General features: G+C 64.5%; 14 protein-coding genes and 1 pseudogene. 1 reads left to right on the top strand and 14 read right to left on the bottom strand.

Annotated features, from left to right (window positions below; genetic code table 11):
• Positions 1-78: 78 nt before the first annotated feature.
• From HMPREF9695_RS12185 to HMPREF9695_RS25775, 8 genes and pseudogenes are all read right to left on the bottom strand, one after another.
• Entirely contained in the window at positions 79-807 is a 729-nt protein-coding gene (locus HMPREF9695_RS12185) for a lytic transglycosylase domain-containing protein (RefSeq protein ID WP_006021164.1), read from the bottom strand.
• 4 nt (positions 808-811) lie between these two features.
• On the bottom strand, positions 812-1,141 hold the full coding sequence (locus tag HMPREF9695_RS12190; RefSeq protein WP_006021165.1) for a DUF736 domain-containing protein: 330 nt from the start codon (positions 1,139-1,141) through the stop codon (positions 812-814).
• 35 nt (positions 1,142-1,176) lie between these two features.
• Positions 1,177-1,740, bottom strand: a complete 564-nt coding sequence (locus tag HMPREF9695_RS12195; protein ID WP_006021166.1) for a S26 family signal peptidase — start codon at positions 1,738-1,740, stop codon at positions 1,177-1,179.
• Positions 1,737-2,201, bottom strand: a complete 465-nt coding sequence (locus HMPREF9695_RS12200) for a DUF2840 domain-containing protein (protein WP_041712127.1) — start codon at positions 2,199-2,201, stop codon at positions 1,737-1,739. The genes HMPREF9695_RS12195 and HMPREF9695_RS12200 overlap by 4 nt, the downstream gene beginning before the upstream one ends.
• A gap of 107 nt (positions 2,202-2,308) precedes the next feature.
• Positions 2,309-2,602, bottom strand: coding sequence for a helix-turn-helix transcriptional regulator (locus HMPREF9695_RS12205; protein WP_041712128.1), 294 nt, complete (start codon positions 2,600-2,602; stop codon positions 2,309-2,311).
• A gap of 206 nt (positions 2,603-2,808) precedes the next feature.
• Positions 2,809-3,240 carry a DUF2285 domain-containing protein gene (locus HMPREF9695_RS25270; protein WP_006021169.1) on the bottom strand — a complete coding sequence of 144 codons (432 nt, stop codon included), beginning with the start codon at positions 3,238-3,240 and terminating at the stop codon, positions 2,809-2,811.
• A 151-nt stretch (positions 3,241-3,391) separates the two neighbouring features.
• Positions 3,392-3,586: pseudogene (locus HMPREF9695_RS26960) on the bottom strand (transcriptional regulator domain-containing protein); the annotation flags it as partial.
• A gap of 173 nt (positions 3,587-3,759) precedes the next feature.
• Positions 3,760-4,023: a DNA -binding domain-containing protein gene (locus tag HMPREF9695_RS25775; protein ID WP_006021170.1), complete on the bottom strand. Its 264-nt coding sequence runs from the start codon at positions 4,021-4,023 to the stop codon at positions 3,760-3,762.
• Positions 4,024-4,256: 233 nt separating this feature from the next.
• On the opposite strand from HMPREF9695_RS25775, the gene HMPREF9695_RS12220 reads away from it, so the two are divergent.
• Positions 4,257-4,490, top strand: coding sequence for a helix-turn-helix domain-containing protein (locus HMPREF9695_RS12220; protein WP_006021171.1), 234 nt, complete (start codon positions 4,257-4,259; stop codon positions 4,488-4,490).
• A 519-nt stretch (positions 4,491-5,009) separates the two neighbouring features.
• Here the strand turns inward: HMPREF9695_RS12220 and HMPREF9695_RS12225 are convergent.
• The 6 genes from HMPREF9695_RS12225 to HMPREF9695_RS12255 all read right to left on the bottom strand — a co-directional run bounded on the left by HMPREF9695_RS12225 (position 5,010) and on the right by HMPREF9695_RS12255 (position 13,657).
• On the bottom strand, positions 5,010-5,345 hold the full coding sequence (locus tag HMPREF9695_RS12225; protein ID WP_006021172.1) for a DUF736 domain-containing protein: 336 nt from the start codon (positions 5,343-5,345) through the stop codon (positions 5,010-5,012).
• 541 nt (positions 5,346-5,886) lie between these two features.
• Positions 5,887-6,354 carry a hypothetical protein gene (locus HMPREF9695_RS12235; protein WP_006021173.1) on the bottom strand — a complete coding sequence of 156 codons (468 nt, stop codon included), beginning with the start codon at positions 6,352-6,354 and terminating at the stop codon, positions 5,887-5,889.
• 161 nt (positions 6,355-6,515) lie between these two features.
• Positions 6,516-7,466: a DUF2493 domain-containing protein gene (locus tag HMPREF9695_RS12240; protein ID WP_006021174.1), complete on the bottom strand. Its 951-nt coding sequence runs from the start codon at positions 7,464-7,466 to the stop codon at positions 6,516-6,518.
• Between the two features lie 318 nt (positions 7,467-7,784).
• Complete coding sequence (locus HMPREF9695_RS12245) at positions 7,785-8,840, bottom strand: DUF7146 domain-containing protein (protein WP_006021175.1); 1,056 nt, start codon at positions 8,838-8,840, stop codon at positions 7,785-7,787.
• Position 8,841: 1 nt separating this feature from the next.
• Positions 8,842-13,185 (bottom strand): strawberry notch-like NTP hydrolase domain-containing protein, encoded by a 4,344-nt coding sequence (locus HMPREF9695_RS12250; RefSeq protein WP_006021176.1) that lies wholly within the window; start codon positions 13,183-13,185, stop codon positions 8,842-8,844.
• A 148-nt stretch (positions 13,186-13,333) separates the two neighbouring features.
• Complete coding sequence (locus HMPREF9695_RS12255; RefSeq protein ID WP_006021178.1) at positions 13,334-13,657, bottom strand: DUF4326 domain-containing protein; 324 nt, start codon at positions 13,655-13,657, stop codon at positions 13,334-13,336.
• Positions 13,658-13,795 lie beyond the last annotated feature (138 nt).

A 13,795-nucleotide genomic window follows, 5' to 3' on the forward strand; every position in this document is an offset into this window, starting at 1 on the left:
CTCGTTTGCTGGCGTTCTCAGAGACTCCAGCCTGATTCACGCAATTGCGCGAGACAGCACGAAAATGACGGAATGGGATTATGGCTTGCCGGGTGTGGGCGCTTGTTTAACGAACAAGCCGCCGGGAAGTGGCGTGAGCGCCGACAGATCGACAGCACCGCGGTCATGTCCAACGGGGGATGACTGCGGCGTGAACGACATCCGCGTGTCCGAGGATTTGCGCTGAGATCGCGAGACGAATAACGACGCCCCGCGCCAGGTGTTAGGCTCGCCGGCTGCGATCGCGTTGTCGCCAGTTTGCGCGTCGGACAGCAGCGGCGCCAGCGACGCGACATAGTTCCGGGTCTCGTCGGGCAACGGACGGCCTGTCGCAAGGTGGTCTTCGTAGCGCGTTGGGCCGACATTATAAGCGGCAACGAATCCGGACGTACCGAAGCGGTCGTGCATTTCGCGGAGATACGCAGCACCCGCCACGATGTTGTCGTGCGGATCAAAAGGATCGCCGCCGAGCGCGTAGCGTTCGCGCAGCTCGGCATACGTGGCGGGCATGATCTGCATCAGCCCGACGGCGCCCTTTGGCGACACGGCTTTGACGTTGCCGTGACTCTCGACCCTCATCACGGCGTGGATCCATGCCGCAGGAATCGCGAAACGCTCGGCCGCTTCGCTGACGAATTGCGACCACGGCGCGACCGCGTCAGCGACACGCGCCGACGCGGTCTCGCAGCGGGCCGTGAAGGGAGTGAGGACCACGAGCGAGGCGGTGACGATCATGGCAATGCGCAGCGGCTTCGCAAGCGGCGACACGGATTCACTCGCGCGGCGCGCGGCGCGATGGACGGGTCCAGATCAGATGGAACGTGTCACCGCCGCTCACCACCTGGAACAGGTTGGCGCGGATCGGTTGGCCGAATGATGGATCATCAATCAGCAGCGAGAGATAATCGCCAGCTTTGTCACCGGTACGCTTCCATCCGGCGCCGATTTCGACGTCGTCGGCAAGAACGCGGTAATTCGGAGCGTTATCGGTCTCGCTCACGATAGCCGGCACGATGATGATGACATCGCGTTTGAGCGTGAAGGTCCGGATTGTGCCGGTGTATCCATCGACGGTGCGGGTAAAGGTGCCGATCTGTGCCATGGTGGCCTCCGTTGCTGGGTGGGTAAAATAAAGTGTCATTCCGTCGGGGCGCGCCACGCGAAGCGTCCGTCGCCGGCCTCGTCGGTCCAGATCGGCACTGCGCGCGCGACGATCGCGCTGCGCGGCAATGGGCCGAAGTAACGGCTGTCGAGGCTGTCGGGCTCGTCCCAATTCATGAGGAAGATTTCGTCATCGGCGATGACGCGGCAGCCTTGCCAGACCGGCAGCGGATGGCCGCGCAGATCGCGTTCACGCGCGGGCGCGGCTGCAATGCCGTCAACGTTGATCTGCACGCCGAAACGACAGACGGTCTGCCCTGAGAGGGCGAAGATGCGTTTGAGCAGCGGCACGCCGCGCGGCAGATAACCACCATCCGACAATGTCGTTGCCAGCGGCTCCGGCGGCGTCACCACGGCCAGCATGGTGACATAGAGACGGTCTGGCGACTGCACCGCGTAAAGACCAAGCGGAACGCTCGGCGTGAGATTCCAGATATAATGTGGCGGTGAGTTCGCGCCGAGGGCTGCGAGCAGACTTGCGACCGCTAGTGACGCAGCGAGGGTATAGGCAGCGCGAGGTGTCATGGTGCGAAGTGTCATGGCGCGACTCGCCGCCGTTTGAGCCAGGCCTTATGGCGCGTCATCGTGTAAGCGCGCGGCGTATCGCCAACGCTGAGGCGGTTGTGGATGTGATGCCAATGTTCGGGCGCAGCGTCGGCGGGGTCGATGCCGAGCGCCTCGACACCGTCGATGGCCTGCAAGACCCGCTCGACCTTCGGCCAACCGGAGATTGTCAGCAGGATGACGCCACCTGGTTGCACCAGCGGCACCGTCGTGAAGGACTCGTCCGCCTGAACCGCACGAAGGATGTCGATGCGCGACAGCACGGTGCCGAAGTCATTGGCGGCCCAGCGCATGACGGCGAAGATGGCACCCGGCGCAAACGACACGCGGCGGCGATGACGATCGAGCCGCACGGAGGCGACCGGATGACCAAACCGGATGCGGTGCTCGATGCGTTTTGCTTGCCAAGTCAATTCGACATGCGTCAGCGTGTCGATTGCGGAATGCGCGGTCCTCGGATCGCGCGGCGCGGGCGTGCCGTTCAGTAAACCCGGTGGCTCACTACGCGTAGTTTCTGCGGAGGTCGGTCGGCGCGCGATCATGGCTATGGTCGCCTCACCGGTGGCCGGCCGCCGACCAGCGGACCCAAGCCGCTCACCGGCTTGGCGGCATGGACGACGCCCTTGCCTTGATCGGACGTGGACTGGCGCAGACCGATGTCGGCCCAGGTCTGCAGGTCTTCGAGGGCGTAAACGACACGGCCGCCGAGCTTCCGATAGCTCGGTCCGGTACCGTAGGTGCGGTGCTTTTCCAGCGTGCGACCCGACAGGCCGAGGAACCGGGCCGCCTCGGTGGTGCGCAAATAGCGTTGCTGCGAATTGGCGGGGTTGTCAGCCATGAATGCGCCCGGTGTGGGTTCGGTCGCCATCGGGGATCGACGGCGCGTCGGGCGCACGATTGCGAATTTGAGGCGTGGACGAGGATGCCGAAGATGCGGCTGTCGTTTGTGTCCATCCCCCCTCGCCGCTGCGAAGCTAGCGCGTAAACACAGCGTTGTGTTCGTCGGGCGCTAACGCTCTGCGTGGCGCGATGGATGCGCAGCGGCTATTGGCCGATCAGCAAGTCGCGGTAGCCGCCCCGCATCCGACCGACGGCGTCTTTGACCAGCCGGATGATCTGTGAACGACAGGACGAGGTCAGCCAGTCGCGCCGGCTTTGGGTCCGTACATCGGCATCAAGCAGGGTGGCGGCGAGGTCGCGATACGTCGCCTGTTGCTGATGACCGTCAAGTGCCCTCAGCATCAAGATCATGCGGCGGCGCTGCTGTTCGGTCAGCGGCGAGACAACCGGGCGCACCGCGGCATCCGTCAGGCTGTGCCAGAGGTGAAGGACGGCTTCGACGCGCTGCGCCACGTGCATATCGAATGGGATAACGGCGGCGATCGGAGCCGACGGGTTCGTATCGGGAAGAATCCAAATCCGCTGTTCCTCGCTCGCCCGCCGCCACAGCATGTGACGGCCGTCTGCGCGTTCCATGGCGGGCGCCGATGGAATCCGATCCAGCGTGATTGTGGATCCAGTCGCCGGCGGCGCCGTCGTGAGTATCACCGCAGCCGGAAGCACATTGAATTCCCACAACACCAGTGCCCGGTCGCTGCGTTGCTTCGGGTCGCACGGGAAAACTCAACCCCCAGCGCTGGGACAGCGCAAGGGCTGCCTCCAGCACGATGGTGACGCCGCTCATCGCATCGCGGCTCATGTGTTCGTAGTCTTCGCGGTAGTCAGGGTTGCGCCGCAGGAACTCCCAGGCGAAACCCGCGCGTTGCACACGATCAAGATAGGCGGTCGCATCTTGCGACCGCCAGCTTTCATCATCCGGCATACGAGCACTCCAGCGTTACTCAGCCTCAAGCAAGGCATGCCCTCCCCGTCGCCGAGTATTTGGAAGCGTTGTCCCACGCAGAAGTCGCCGCCACTGCAACGCGTGTTGCAACACCGTGGTCAGTGAAAGATGATGGAATAGGCGTGGTGCTTCGAAAACTGCGCGTGCTCAAATCATTGGGACGGCGGCTTGAGCAAGTCCCGGTATCCGGTCTGCGTCATCCATCTTGCGCGTGCAAGATGGCTGTCATGCACGTGACGCGCGCGATCCGGCTCACGTTGCGCATCAAGACCGAAAATGATCTGTACGACCTCGCGCCAGTCGGCACCCTCCTCATCCGCATCAAGAAGCCGAAGATACGTCTTGAGGTGCCGCTCGTCGTAAGGCGTGACATGCGGCAGGTCGGGTGGATGGTCGTCAAAAGCAACAATGGTCATGGCGGGAACTCGCGCCAAGCGTTTAACCGGATCGGACCGACGAAATACGACGCTCTTGCTGCGGATCGATGACAGTTGTTGGACAATTAACAGATTACTCGGCTTTTGACCCGTTTCTTCAGGCGATCCGTCCGGCAAGGGCCCCGAACTCTATCGGACTTCGAGGGGCAAGCAGGATCGGTTTGTCGAGTATACTCCGTAGTGAAATACCCTACAAGACGAACACTTTTCGAATGGAGATTCGGGAGGTATTCGCTCGCAACCTGCGCCGGACCCGGCACGCCAAGGGGCTGTCGCAGGAGGCGTTGGCGCATGAAGCGGACGTCGACCGCACCTATATCAGTTCGCTCGAACGCGGCGTTTACGCCGCGACCATCGACATGGTTGGTAAATTGGCCACAGTGCTCGGTGTCGAGCCGGACGTGTTGCTACGGCGCGCGTCGAAGCCCTCGCGCGGCAAGTCCTGATCCGGCGGCATCGCATCAGTTCTGGTCTCAAGATCACATCGCGTGGCGGAGAGTGCACCCCGCGATTTGCTGCGGCTGCGAAGACATCATTCGCCCGAATATGTGTGCCGCAAAGAGACCTTAAAGCTCGCCCTTGTCGGTCATGTCGTCTTCACACCGAGCGCTTATGCGGTGCACGGAGGAACAGGTGCCGATGACGACCGATTCTCGCCTGCGAACATTTGCGCGCTTCATGGGGTTTCGGGATTGCCCGGTTTGTGGGGAGACGCTGTTCGCGGCCGAGCATGCTGCCTTCGTCTGCGCGGATCGTATCACGTTGCACTGGCACTGTGACGCTTGCGATCATGTTTTTCAGACGGGCGTGGATACGCGGCGCGACCCGTCGGCGCGGGCGGCCGCGTAGTAATTTCCCTTTTGGAGATGGACGCCCTCGCCGCGCGTGCTTCGCGCGGTCGATCGGCGACGCCTTGAGCGCGCGAGATGCCCCGCCTCGCGGCGGGGCATCTGAGAGCGGATCGATTAATCGGCGGAAGCCGTGCGAGCCTTCTGCGGGCGCGACCAGATCAGGGTGTAGCTACCGCCCTCTTCGTCGTCGAAAAGGTTCGCGTAGATCGGAGCGTTGAAGCTCGGATCGTCGAGCTTGACCGAGAGGTAGTCGCGCTGTTCCGCGGAGCGCTTGGGCCAGGCGGCACCGATTTCGGCACGGCCGACATAGGCGCGGTGGCTCGGAGCGTTCTCGTTGGCCCGGTTGGTCTCGGGAACGAGGCGGACGTTCTTGGCCTGGAAGCTGAGCGTGACGATTTCGCCGATGAAAGCGCCAGCTTCGTTCTTGGTGAAGGTGCCGATGTTCGCCATGGTAGTTCTCCTTGCTCTCTGTTTCCGAGCCGCGACCATCGCGGTCTCGATGGCGATCGACAGGCCGGAGGCGATCGGCGCTGCATCCGTCTTCGGACCGAAGCGCAGCGGAGGACGCCAGGCGGGCAACTTTCTTGTCTTGCGCGAGGAATGGCGGCGTAGCCGCCAGGGGAAGAAAGTTGAACGACGGCGTTGCAGCTAGGCGATCGAGGCGCAGCCGTCGTTCGGCCAGATCAGGCCATCGTAGAGACCCGATGACCCGCGCTCGGCATGACAGAGCCTTGCAAGGAGAAAAAACCCGCGACCGTGCGCCTCACCACATGAACATTTGGCGATCCGGCATAGTGTCGTCGACGTCCGGGCCGTTGTTCGCCCGTCTCTCCAACACGGCCTATCGAATGCACCGGGCCGCGGCGGTGTCGGCCAACCATCGGCATACTGGCATCAGCTCATCCGCGAAACGCAATCCGTCCGAGGTCAATGCGCGCGCATGCGGCAACGCTTCGGGAGACGTGAATCTGGCGACGGGCGGCGGGCCGCCTCAGGTCGAGGTCAGACCGCGGCGCCGGACGACGTCCCGATCCGCTCGCGATGTTCCGCCGTCGAGCGGGGCATCGGCCAGCCGCAGCCAGGCGGTCGCACCGATGACTATCGCGCCGACGACGGCAAAGATGTTCTGCCACATCTCCGAAGGTGTCGTGAACGCGGCAAGGCCGTGCGTCGCGTAGAACCCGGCGACCGCGGCCGGTCCCGCGAACAGCACCGTAAGGACGAAACGGAGGAACGGCGCCCGGACCAGCGTGAAGGCGATCTGCGCCGCTGCGAGGGTCGCGCCGCCGGTAAGGAGAGCGAGCGCGATGGCGCCGAGCGAACCTGCTCCATTATGATAGGCGAAGAGCCCGGCGGTGACGGCGACAAAAAACGGCAAGGCATAAACGGCCAGCGTGAACAACAGCCAGCAGAACACGCCGAGTCCGACGAGATTGAGAACGATGCCGATGGCGATCATGGTGGTTTATCCTGTCACAAGAGTGCAAGGGTCGCGCCTTCCACCACCACCACGGCGCAAGTCGAACTATAGCGAAATTGATCCGTTGTGGCGGCAGAAATTCTGCGGCGCGTTTCAATGCGCCGCATCGTGTTTGAAATTCGCTGAAGAGGTAGCGACGCTTACGCGCCTCCCTTCTCAGGCTTCGTGCCGAATTTCCAGACCGGGATGCCGAGCTTTCGTGCCTTGTCGGCGAGATTCTCCTGGATACCGGTGCCGGGGAATACAAGGACTCCGATCGGCAGCACGTCGAGCATCGCATCGTTGCGCTTGAATGGTGCGGCTTTGGCGTGCCGCGTCCAGTCCGGCTTGAAGGCGATCTGTGGCACTTTGCGATTGTCGGCCCATTTGGACGCGATCAGCTCGGCGCCTTTTGGCGACCCGCCGTGCAGCAGCACCATGTCGGCGTGTTTGCTGCGGATCTTGTCGAGCACGTCCCAGATCAGGCGGTGATCGTTGAAGTCGAGGCCGCCGCTGAAGGCCACCTTCGGTCCGGGCGGCAGCATCACCTCGGTCTCGGCTCGGCGCTTGGCGGCGAGGTAATCGCGGCTGTCGATCATGGCCGCCGTGAGCGCGCGGTGGTTGACCATCGACCCGGACCGCGGGCGCCAGGCCGTGTGGGTACGCCGTTCGTAGTGTTCGGCGGCATGGTCGCGAAAGAACTCCATGGCGTTGCGACGCTCGCTGAGTGTCATGCCCTCGGCGATGAGCCGTTCCAGTTCGACCGACCGCACCTCGGAACCGTCCTGTTCGCGCTGGCCGCGCCTTTGCGCCTGCTCGTTATCGTCGAGGTGGCGTGCGATCCGCATCGTCGCGCGATGGAATAGATTGACGGTCGACCACAAGAGGTCGTCGAGGTCGGGTTCGAGCCGGGTGTCATCGAGGCTGACGATGAGGGCGTCGAAGATGTCGGCGACGGCGCCAGCGGCAATGCGGGGGTCGGGCAGCGGGCGTGGATCGGGTTCGTCCTGGAACGGCCGGTGGCCGTGGAGCTGGAGTTCGGTCAGCAGGTGATCGGTCGGGGATGATGCCTGCGGCGGCTCGTAGCCGGTGGTGTCGTCGTCGGTCGTCATGGCGGCTTCCTTGTGCTCGGATCGGCCGCGTCCATCGCGGCCTTCGTGGCGACGAAAGCCGTCGGGCGGGCCGGACCTGCACCGCTGAAGCGAAGCGGAAGCGGCCGGAGCGCAGCGGAGGATGGTGGGGGCCGACTATTTTGTCTCGCGATGTAAAGGCGGGCTTGCCCGCCGACGGAAAATAGTCGGCCATCCGCCATTGCGGGGCCGGACCGTTTGACGGCTCGATCGCCCTCTCAGAAGGCCGGGGACGCGGACCTCTCCGACACGATGAGACGCCAAGACCGAAGGCGGTGCATGATCGGAACGCCGCTTGCCTCACCTCGTCCCGGCGCTGACGTCCGGATGCAAGAAGCGGCCAACGTCCTCAGGGACGATCTGCACCCGCAACGCCGCCCGCAACGTATCGATGCCGAGACGCCGCAGATCTCCATTAAAATCGCCGCAGCGTGGCGACAGCGTGATCGCCTCGATCCCAGCCGTCTGTGCTCGTGCACTCAAGCTCTCCATCGCGCTATCGCCCGCCGGATCGTCATCACGCACGATATAGAGACGGCGCAGCGTCACCGGAAACAGGATGGCGGCGAGATGCGCGGCCGAGAGGGCTGCATTCATCGGCAAGGTCGGCATGACGCAGCGAAGCGACAACATGGTCTCGATGCCCTCGCCTGCCGCGACGACGTCATCGGCGACACCGAAGCGGACGGCGTTGCCCAGGAGATGGCCCATCGCACGACGCGGCGTGTCGATCGGCGCCTTATCTCGGCCCGACGGGTCGAGCCAGGTGCGATGTGCGCCGGTGATGTGGCCTTCGAGATTGGTCACGGCAGCGATCATCGCCGGCCAGGTCTGCGTCGGCGCGTCAGCATCGGGGCGATAATAGCAACGCGGGTGGAATCGCAGTGCGCTGACCTCATTCAGACGGGTGATACCGCGATGGCGCAAATAGAACTCCACGAGAGTGCCACCGATCGGCCTTGATATCGCAATAAGCCGACGGGCCGATTCCGGTGAGCCCATCGGTGCCGGCGATGAGCGATGAGGGCTTCCGGGCCTCGGCTCGGGCCGTGGCAGACTGAGGAAGCGTCGCGCCTCCTCGGCCACATCGTGGAAATCGACCAGGCCGCAGGTTTCGCGGATGACGTCGAGCAAGTCGCCGTGTTCGCCGGTCGCCGCGTCGGTCCATTTTCCGGGGCGGCGTTTGCCGGACGGGTCGCCGGTGAGCCGCACGAACATCGAGCGGCCCTTCGTATTCTTGGCGTCGCCGACCTGCCAGTAGTTTCCGACCCGGCACCCGTGGGAAAGATAATGTCGGCACACCGCTTCGGCCTCGCGCGCGAGCCGATGCGCCAGCTCTGCGGCATCATGCGCCATGTCACGCGGCCGCCCGATCGGCGATACGGGCAATCGGGTAGCGCTCCAGCACCTTGGCAAGGATCTCCGGCCCGGTCGCATTGACCGGAACGAAGAACCGCAGCTTCCAGGAGATGATCTCGCTGAACAGGCCATAGGCGCGCAGCCGATCGCGCATGAGATCGGTGAAGCCGCACAGCTCGATGCGGTTGGCGCCCATCACGCGCGCGCGCCGAAGCTGAAGGCCTTCGGTGAGATCAAGAACGGTCTTGCCGTCCATCAGCGCGGTGAAGGCGGCGTCCGGAGATAACGTTGAAGTCCCCGCCTCCAAAGCACTGGCGACCCAGGCCGGCGAGACCTTGCGGCCGATGATGCGCTCACCGGTGTCGGTCTGAAGCCGATAGACCCGCGTCGACTCGTTCGGGAGACGCTTCCAGATCGGCAGCAACAGACCGGCGACAATATGAATCTCGCTGTCTGTGAACGGCGAAACCTCGGCGACTTCGGCCTGCCAGGCCCGAGCAAAGCCGTCGCGGTTGGCTTCCTGCCAATGGGTCTGCGGCATTGCCGCCAAGGGCATCGCGGTGTGCTCCATCGGGCGGATCAGCCGGATACGGCGTTCGACCTCGCCGTCGTCGAGCATCACGCTGCGCGCCGGCACTTGCACGGCGGCTCGGCCCGACTGGGTGTTGACCAACAGCAAAGCGCGCGGGTCGGACAAACGCTCAAGCGCCTCATCGAGCGGGATCGGCCGATTGCGCTCGCGCTGGATGACGGTCAGCAGCCGGGTTTCGGCGGACGTGCCGGGATGGGTATAGATCGCCTCACGAGCAGTAACAGTGAAGCTCTCGGCCCGCAGCGTCTCCAGTCCGACATCGTAGGTGCCACTGGCGATCGCACCCTCGATGCGAACGGTCAGCAATTGCTCGAACGCCGTGAACAGGATGTTCTGCAGGTCGATGGTCAGCGCCAGTAGGCGATTGAGGAACGTGGTGATCGGCGGCAGATCGTCCTTGATGCCGCCCGAGTCCGTCAGCTTCAATCCGGTCGCATCTTGGAACGCTTGAAGCGGACAGCCCGCGACCTTGCCGGTGACGAGCAGGACATAGAGTTGGCGCAGCGCATCGCGCGCGTAATGGCTTTCGAGATTGTCCTCGGCGCGGAAGAGGCCCTGCCCGCCGGTCTGGCGCTGACCCTTGGTGATGGCGCCCAGCGTGTCGAGACGCCGCGCGATGGTCGAGAGGAAGCGCTTTTCGGCCTTCACGTTCGTCGCAATCGGCCGGAACAGCGGCGGCTGCGCCTGGTTGGTGCGGTTTGTACGGCCGAGCCCCTGGATCGCGGCGTCGGCCTTCCATCCCGGTTCTAATAGATAATGTACGCGGAGGCGCCGGTTCCTCGCCGAAAGTTCGGCGTGATAGCTGCGTCCCGTGCCGCCCGCGTCCGAGAACACCAGGATACGCTTGACGTCATCCATGAACGCCTGGGTCTCGCCGAGATTGGCGGACCCGGCACGGTTCTCCACCACGAGACGATCGATGCCATCGCCCCCGCGCTTGCGGACGATGCGCCGCGAACGGCCGGTGACCTCCGCCACCATGTCCGTACCGAAACGCTGCACGATCTGGTCGAGCGCGCCGTGGACGGGTGACAGCGACGCCAGTTTCTCGATCAGCCGTTCGCGACGCGCGACCGCGTCCCGGCATTGCACCGGTTGACCATCTCGGAACACCGGCCGCGACGACAGATCGCCCTCGCTGGTGGTGAACGGCTCATAGAGCTGCGTCGGGAATGAGTGCGCGAGATAATCCAGCACGTATTCGCGCGGCGTGATGTCGACCTGGACGTCACCCCATTCCTCGGTCGGGATTTCGGCCAGGCGCCGTTCCATCAGCGCCTCGCCGGTCGAGACGATCTGGATCACGGCGGCGTGGCCGGCTTTCAGATCACGCTCGACTGACGCGATCAGCGACGGCGTCTTCATCGCGGTGATCAGATGATTGAAGAAGCGCTGCTTTGCCGATTCAAACGCGGACCGGGCGGCCGACTTGGCCTGTGCGTTCAGCGTGCCGGTGGCGCCGGTGATGTTCGCGGCCTTCATGGCGGCGTCGAGATTGTTATGGATGACGCTGAAGGCACCGGCATAGGCGTCGTAGATGCGGATCTGTTCGTCGGTGAGCTTATGTTCGACCAGTTCGTATTCGACGCCGTCGTAGGAGAGTGAGCGGGCCGCATAAAGCCCGAGTGCCTTGAGGTCGCGCGCGAGCACTTCCATCGCCGCGACGCCGCCCGCCTCGATCGCCTCGACGAACTCAGCGCGCGTCGCAAACGGAAAGTCCTCGCCGCCCCAGAGCCCGAGACGTTGGGCATAGGCGAGATTGTGCACCGTGGTGGCGCCGGTCGCCGAGACATAGACGACGCGCGCGTTCGACAACGCATGTTGCAGGCGAAGCCCGGCCCGGCCCTGCTGCGAGGCGGCAACATCGCCGCGCTCACCCTTCCCGCCAGCGGCGTTCTGCATCGCGTGAGACTCGTCGAAGATGATGACGCCGTCGAAATCGGCGCCCAACCATTCCACGATCTGTCTGACCCGCGATACCTTCTCGTCCCGCGCATCGGAGCGTAGCGTGGCATAGGTGGTAAAAAGGACGCCCTGTTCCAGACGGATTGGCGTGCCCTGGCGGAAGCGCGACAGCGGTGTGATCAGCAGGCGCTCCATGCCGAGCGCCGACCAGTCGCGCTGGGCATCCTCGATCAGCTTGTCGGATTTAGAGATCCAGACCGCACGGCGGCGGCCCTTCAACCAGTTGTCGAGCACGATGCCCGCGGCCTGCCGGCCCTTGCCGGCGCCGGTGCCGTCGCCGAGGAACCAACCGCAGCGGAAACGGACAGCATGTTCGGCGTCGTCGGATGCGGCAGAGACAATGTCCCAGGTCTCATCGACCGTCCATGATCCCGCAAGAAAACGGGTATGCGCCTCGCCGGCATAGATAACGGATTCAAGCTGAGCATCGGACAGTAATCCGTCCGACGCGGTGTTGGCGAGAAGATGCGGCCGATAGCTCGGTTGCGGCGGCGCGACCGAGGCCATCGCCGCCGATTGCACGAGTTTGGTCGGATGCGCGCACGCACCGGGAATCCGGATCGACTGCAATCCGTATTCTTCATACAGCGCATCGCTGATGCCGCCGCCCTCAACCGGTTTCCAATCGATGACCTCATAAGCAAGCTCGATCGCTTTGGGTTCGGGAACCGTCGCCGGAATAGAGGAAGGGCGCGAGACGACAGGACGCGATGTGCGGGGAGCCACCGATCGAACGATGATCGGGCTGGCCAGCGGGGCCGTGATCGGCAGCCGCGGCGGCACGCGTTCGGCGATCCAGCCCAGCAACGTGGCGACGTCCGGCGCGAGACCGGGCGAAGCTGGAAACGCGGTCGGATCGTCAGCCGTGCGCTTGTCGATCACGGTCAGGCGCGTGTCCATGGTCGTGCCGTGCCTGGCATAGACCGCCCCGTCGATCGCGGCCGAGAACACGATCCTCCCACGCTCCTGCAAGCCGACGAACGCATCGCGCCACACCGGACTATCCGGTGCGCAATTCGCGCCTGTGATGGCGACCAGACGACCGCCATCGGCGAGCCGCGCCAGCGCCGAGGAGATATGACGCAGTGCCGCGTCGGCCATACGGCGATCAACATGTGCGACCGCCGAGAATGGCGGGTTCATCAGCACGACGCTCGGCGTGATGCCGGCATCGAGATGATCGTCGATATGCGCCGCATCGAAGCGGGTGACGGGAACGGCAGGAAAGAGCAGTGAGAGAAGCGAGGCGCGAGCATCGGCGAGTTCGTTGAGCACGAGCGAAGCGCCTGACAATTCCGCGAGGATCGCAAGAAGGCCCGTGCCGGCCGACGGTTCGAGCACGACTTCGGAGGGTGTGATCGCGGCTGCGATCGAGGCCGCAAGCCCGAGCGGAATCGGAGTCGAGAACTGCTGAAACGCTTCGCTCTCTTCAGAGCGCCGCGTGTGGGTGGGGAGAAGGCCGGCAACCTTCGCCAGCATCGGCAGCATGGCCGCAGGCGACGCGGCCCGGGCGCGGAGCGCGGGGGTAAATTTACGGAGGAACAACACCGTCGCGGCCTCGCAGGTGTCGTAGGCAGACTTCCAGTCCCAGACGCCCTCGGAGTCGGTGCCGCCACAGGCCGCATACATCGCAGCGCGAAGATTGGCGGCGTCGATGCGCTGACCACGCTCGAGATGGGGAAGGATCAGCCGGGCAGCAGCCGCGATGCGGGTGGCGGGATCTGCCGGCAAAGCAGGCGATCGCGCGGCCGCGATGGCGGCCACGGATGTGGAAGATATTGTCATGAGAAGCCTCGGGAGAGCGGGAACGGGTCGAGCCGCGCGGCGCTCTCTCTCGACCTCGCCGGCTCAAACCCGTCCCGGCCGGACTCTCCCTCTCATGGCGCGGTGTCGGGAAAGGCGCGCCGCCCGCGCAGAGCGATGGCGCGCGCGATTATCCGCACGTCCATGCGCGACGATCGATGCGGCCGCGCCACCATGCGATCCGATCTTCGCGCGATGCATTGGCGAGCCACAGCAACAGATCGCCGTGGCACGCGAGTGGTGCGCAGAAGCAAACGAGATCGCGGCCGCGCAGCTCATCGAGCGCACGCAGCAGATGATGCTGGTCGCGCAGCCAGCGTTCGTATTTCGCAATGACGGTCGCGCGGTCGCCGTCCGGGCCGATCCGGAACGGATTGCCCCACTTGCTGCCGCGGCCGATATAGACGGCGCCAGCCGGAACGCCCGAATGCCGCTTGTTGAGAACCCTGCACATCGCGATCGCCTCCTGATTGCCCCGTTGCGGTGAGCAGGTCGCCGGACGCGGATCAGGATCGCGGGTCACCCATCGCGCTCGGCGATGGGGAAACGGCTTGCCCGTTGACCTGCGAACCGCCGCGTCCAGACCCGGCAC

It is taken from the genome of Afipia broomeae ATCC 49717, from assembly GCF_000314675.2.
Classification (GTDB): Bacteria; Pseudomonadota; Alphaproteobacteria; order Rhizobiales; family Xanthobacteraceae; genus Afipia; species Afipia broomeae.

What these genes read in the sequence shown, in the direction of transcription:
- HMPREF9695_RS12220 (WP_006021171.1), top strand. Translation starts at nt 4,257, where the DNA reads ATGGAGATTCGGGAGGTATTCGCTCGCAACCTGCGCCGGACCCGGCAC.
- HMPREF9695_RS12195 (WP_006021166.1), bottom strand. Translation starts at nt 1,740, where the DNA reads ATGACACTTCGCACCATGACACCTCGCGCTGCCTATACCCTCGCTGCG.
- HMPREF9695_RS12255 (WP_006021178.1), bottom strand. Translation starts at nt 13,657, where the DNA reads ATGTGCAGGGTTCTCAACAAGCGGCATTCGGGCGTTCCGGCTGGCGCC.
- HMPREF9695_RS25775 (WP_006021170.1), bottom strand. Translation starts at nt 4,023, where the DNA reads ATGACCATTGTTGCTTTTGACGACCATCCACCCGACCTGCCGCATGTC.
- HMPREF9695_RS12225 (WP_006021172.1), bottom strand. Translation starts at nt 5,345, where the DNA reads ATGGCGAACATCGGCACCTTCACCAAGAACGAAGCTGGCGCTTTCATC.
- HMPREF9695_RS12245 (WP_006021175.1), bottom strand. Translation starts at nt 8,840, where the DNA reads ATGGCGCATGATGCCGCAGAGCTGGCGCATCGGCTCGCGCGCGAGGCC.
- HMPREF9695_RS12250 (WP_006021176.1), bottom strand. Translation starts at nt 13,185, where the DNA reads ATGACAATATCTTCCACATCCGTGGCCGCCATCGCGGCCGCGCGATCG.
- HMPREF9695_RS25270 (WP_006021169.1), bottom strand. Translation starts at nt 3,240, where the DNA reads ATGGAACGCGCAGACGGCCGTCACATGCTGTGGCGGCGGGCGAGCGAG.
- HMPREF9695_RS12240 (WP_006021174.1), bottom strand. Translation starts at nt 7,466, where the DNA reads ATGACGACCGACGACGACACCACCGGCTACGAGCCGCCGCAGGCATCA.
- HMPREF9695_RS12205 (WP_041712128.1), bottom strand. Translation starts at nt 2,602, where the DNA reads ATGGCTGACAACCCCGCCAATTCGCAGCAACGCTATTTGCGCACCACC.
- HMPREF9695_RS12190 (WP_006021165.1), bottom strand. Translation starts at nt 1,141, where the DNA reads ATGGCACAGATCGGCACCTTTACCCGCACCGTCGATGGATACACCGGC.
- HMPREF9695_RS12235 (WP_006021173.1), bottom strand. Translation starts at nt 6,354, where the DNA reads ATGATCGCCATCGGCATCGTTCTCAATCTCGTCGGACTCGGCGTGTTC.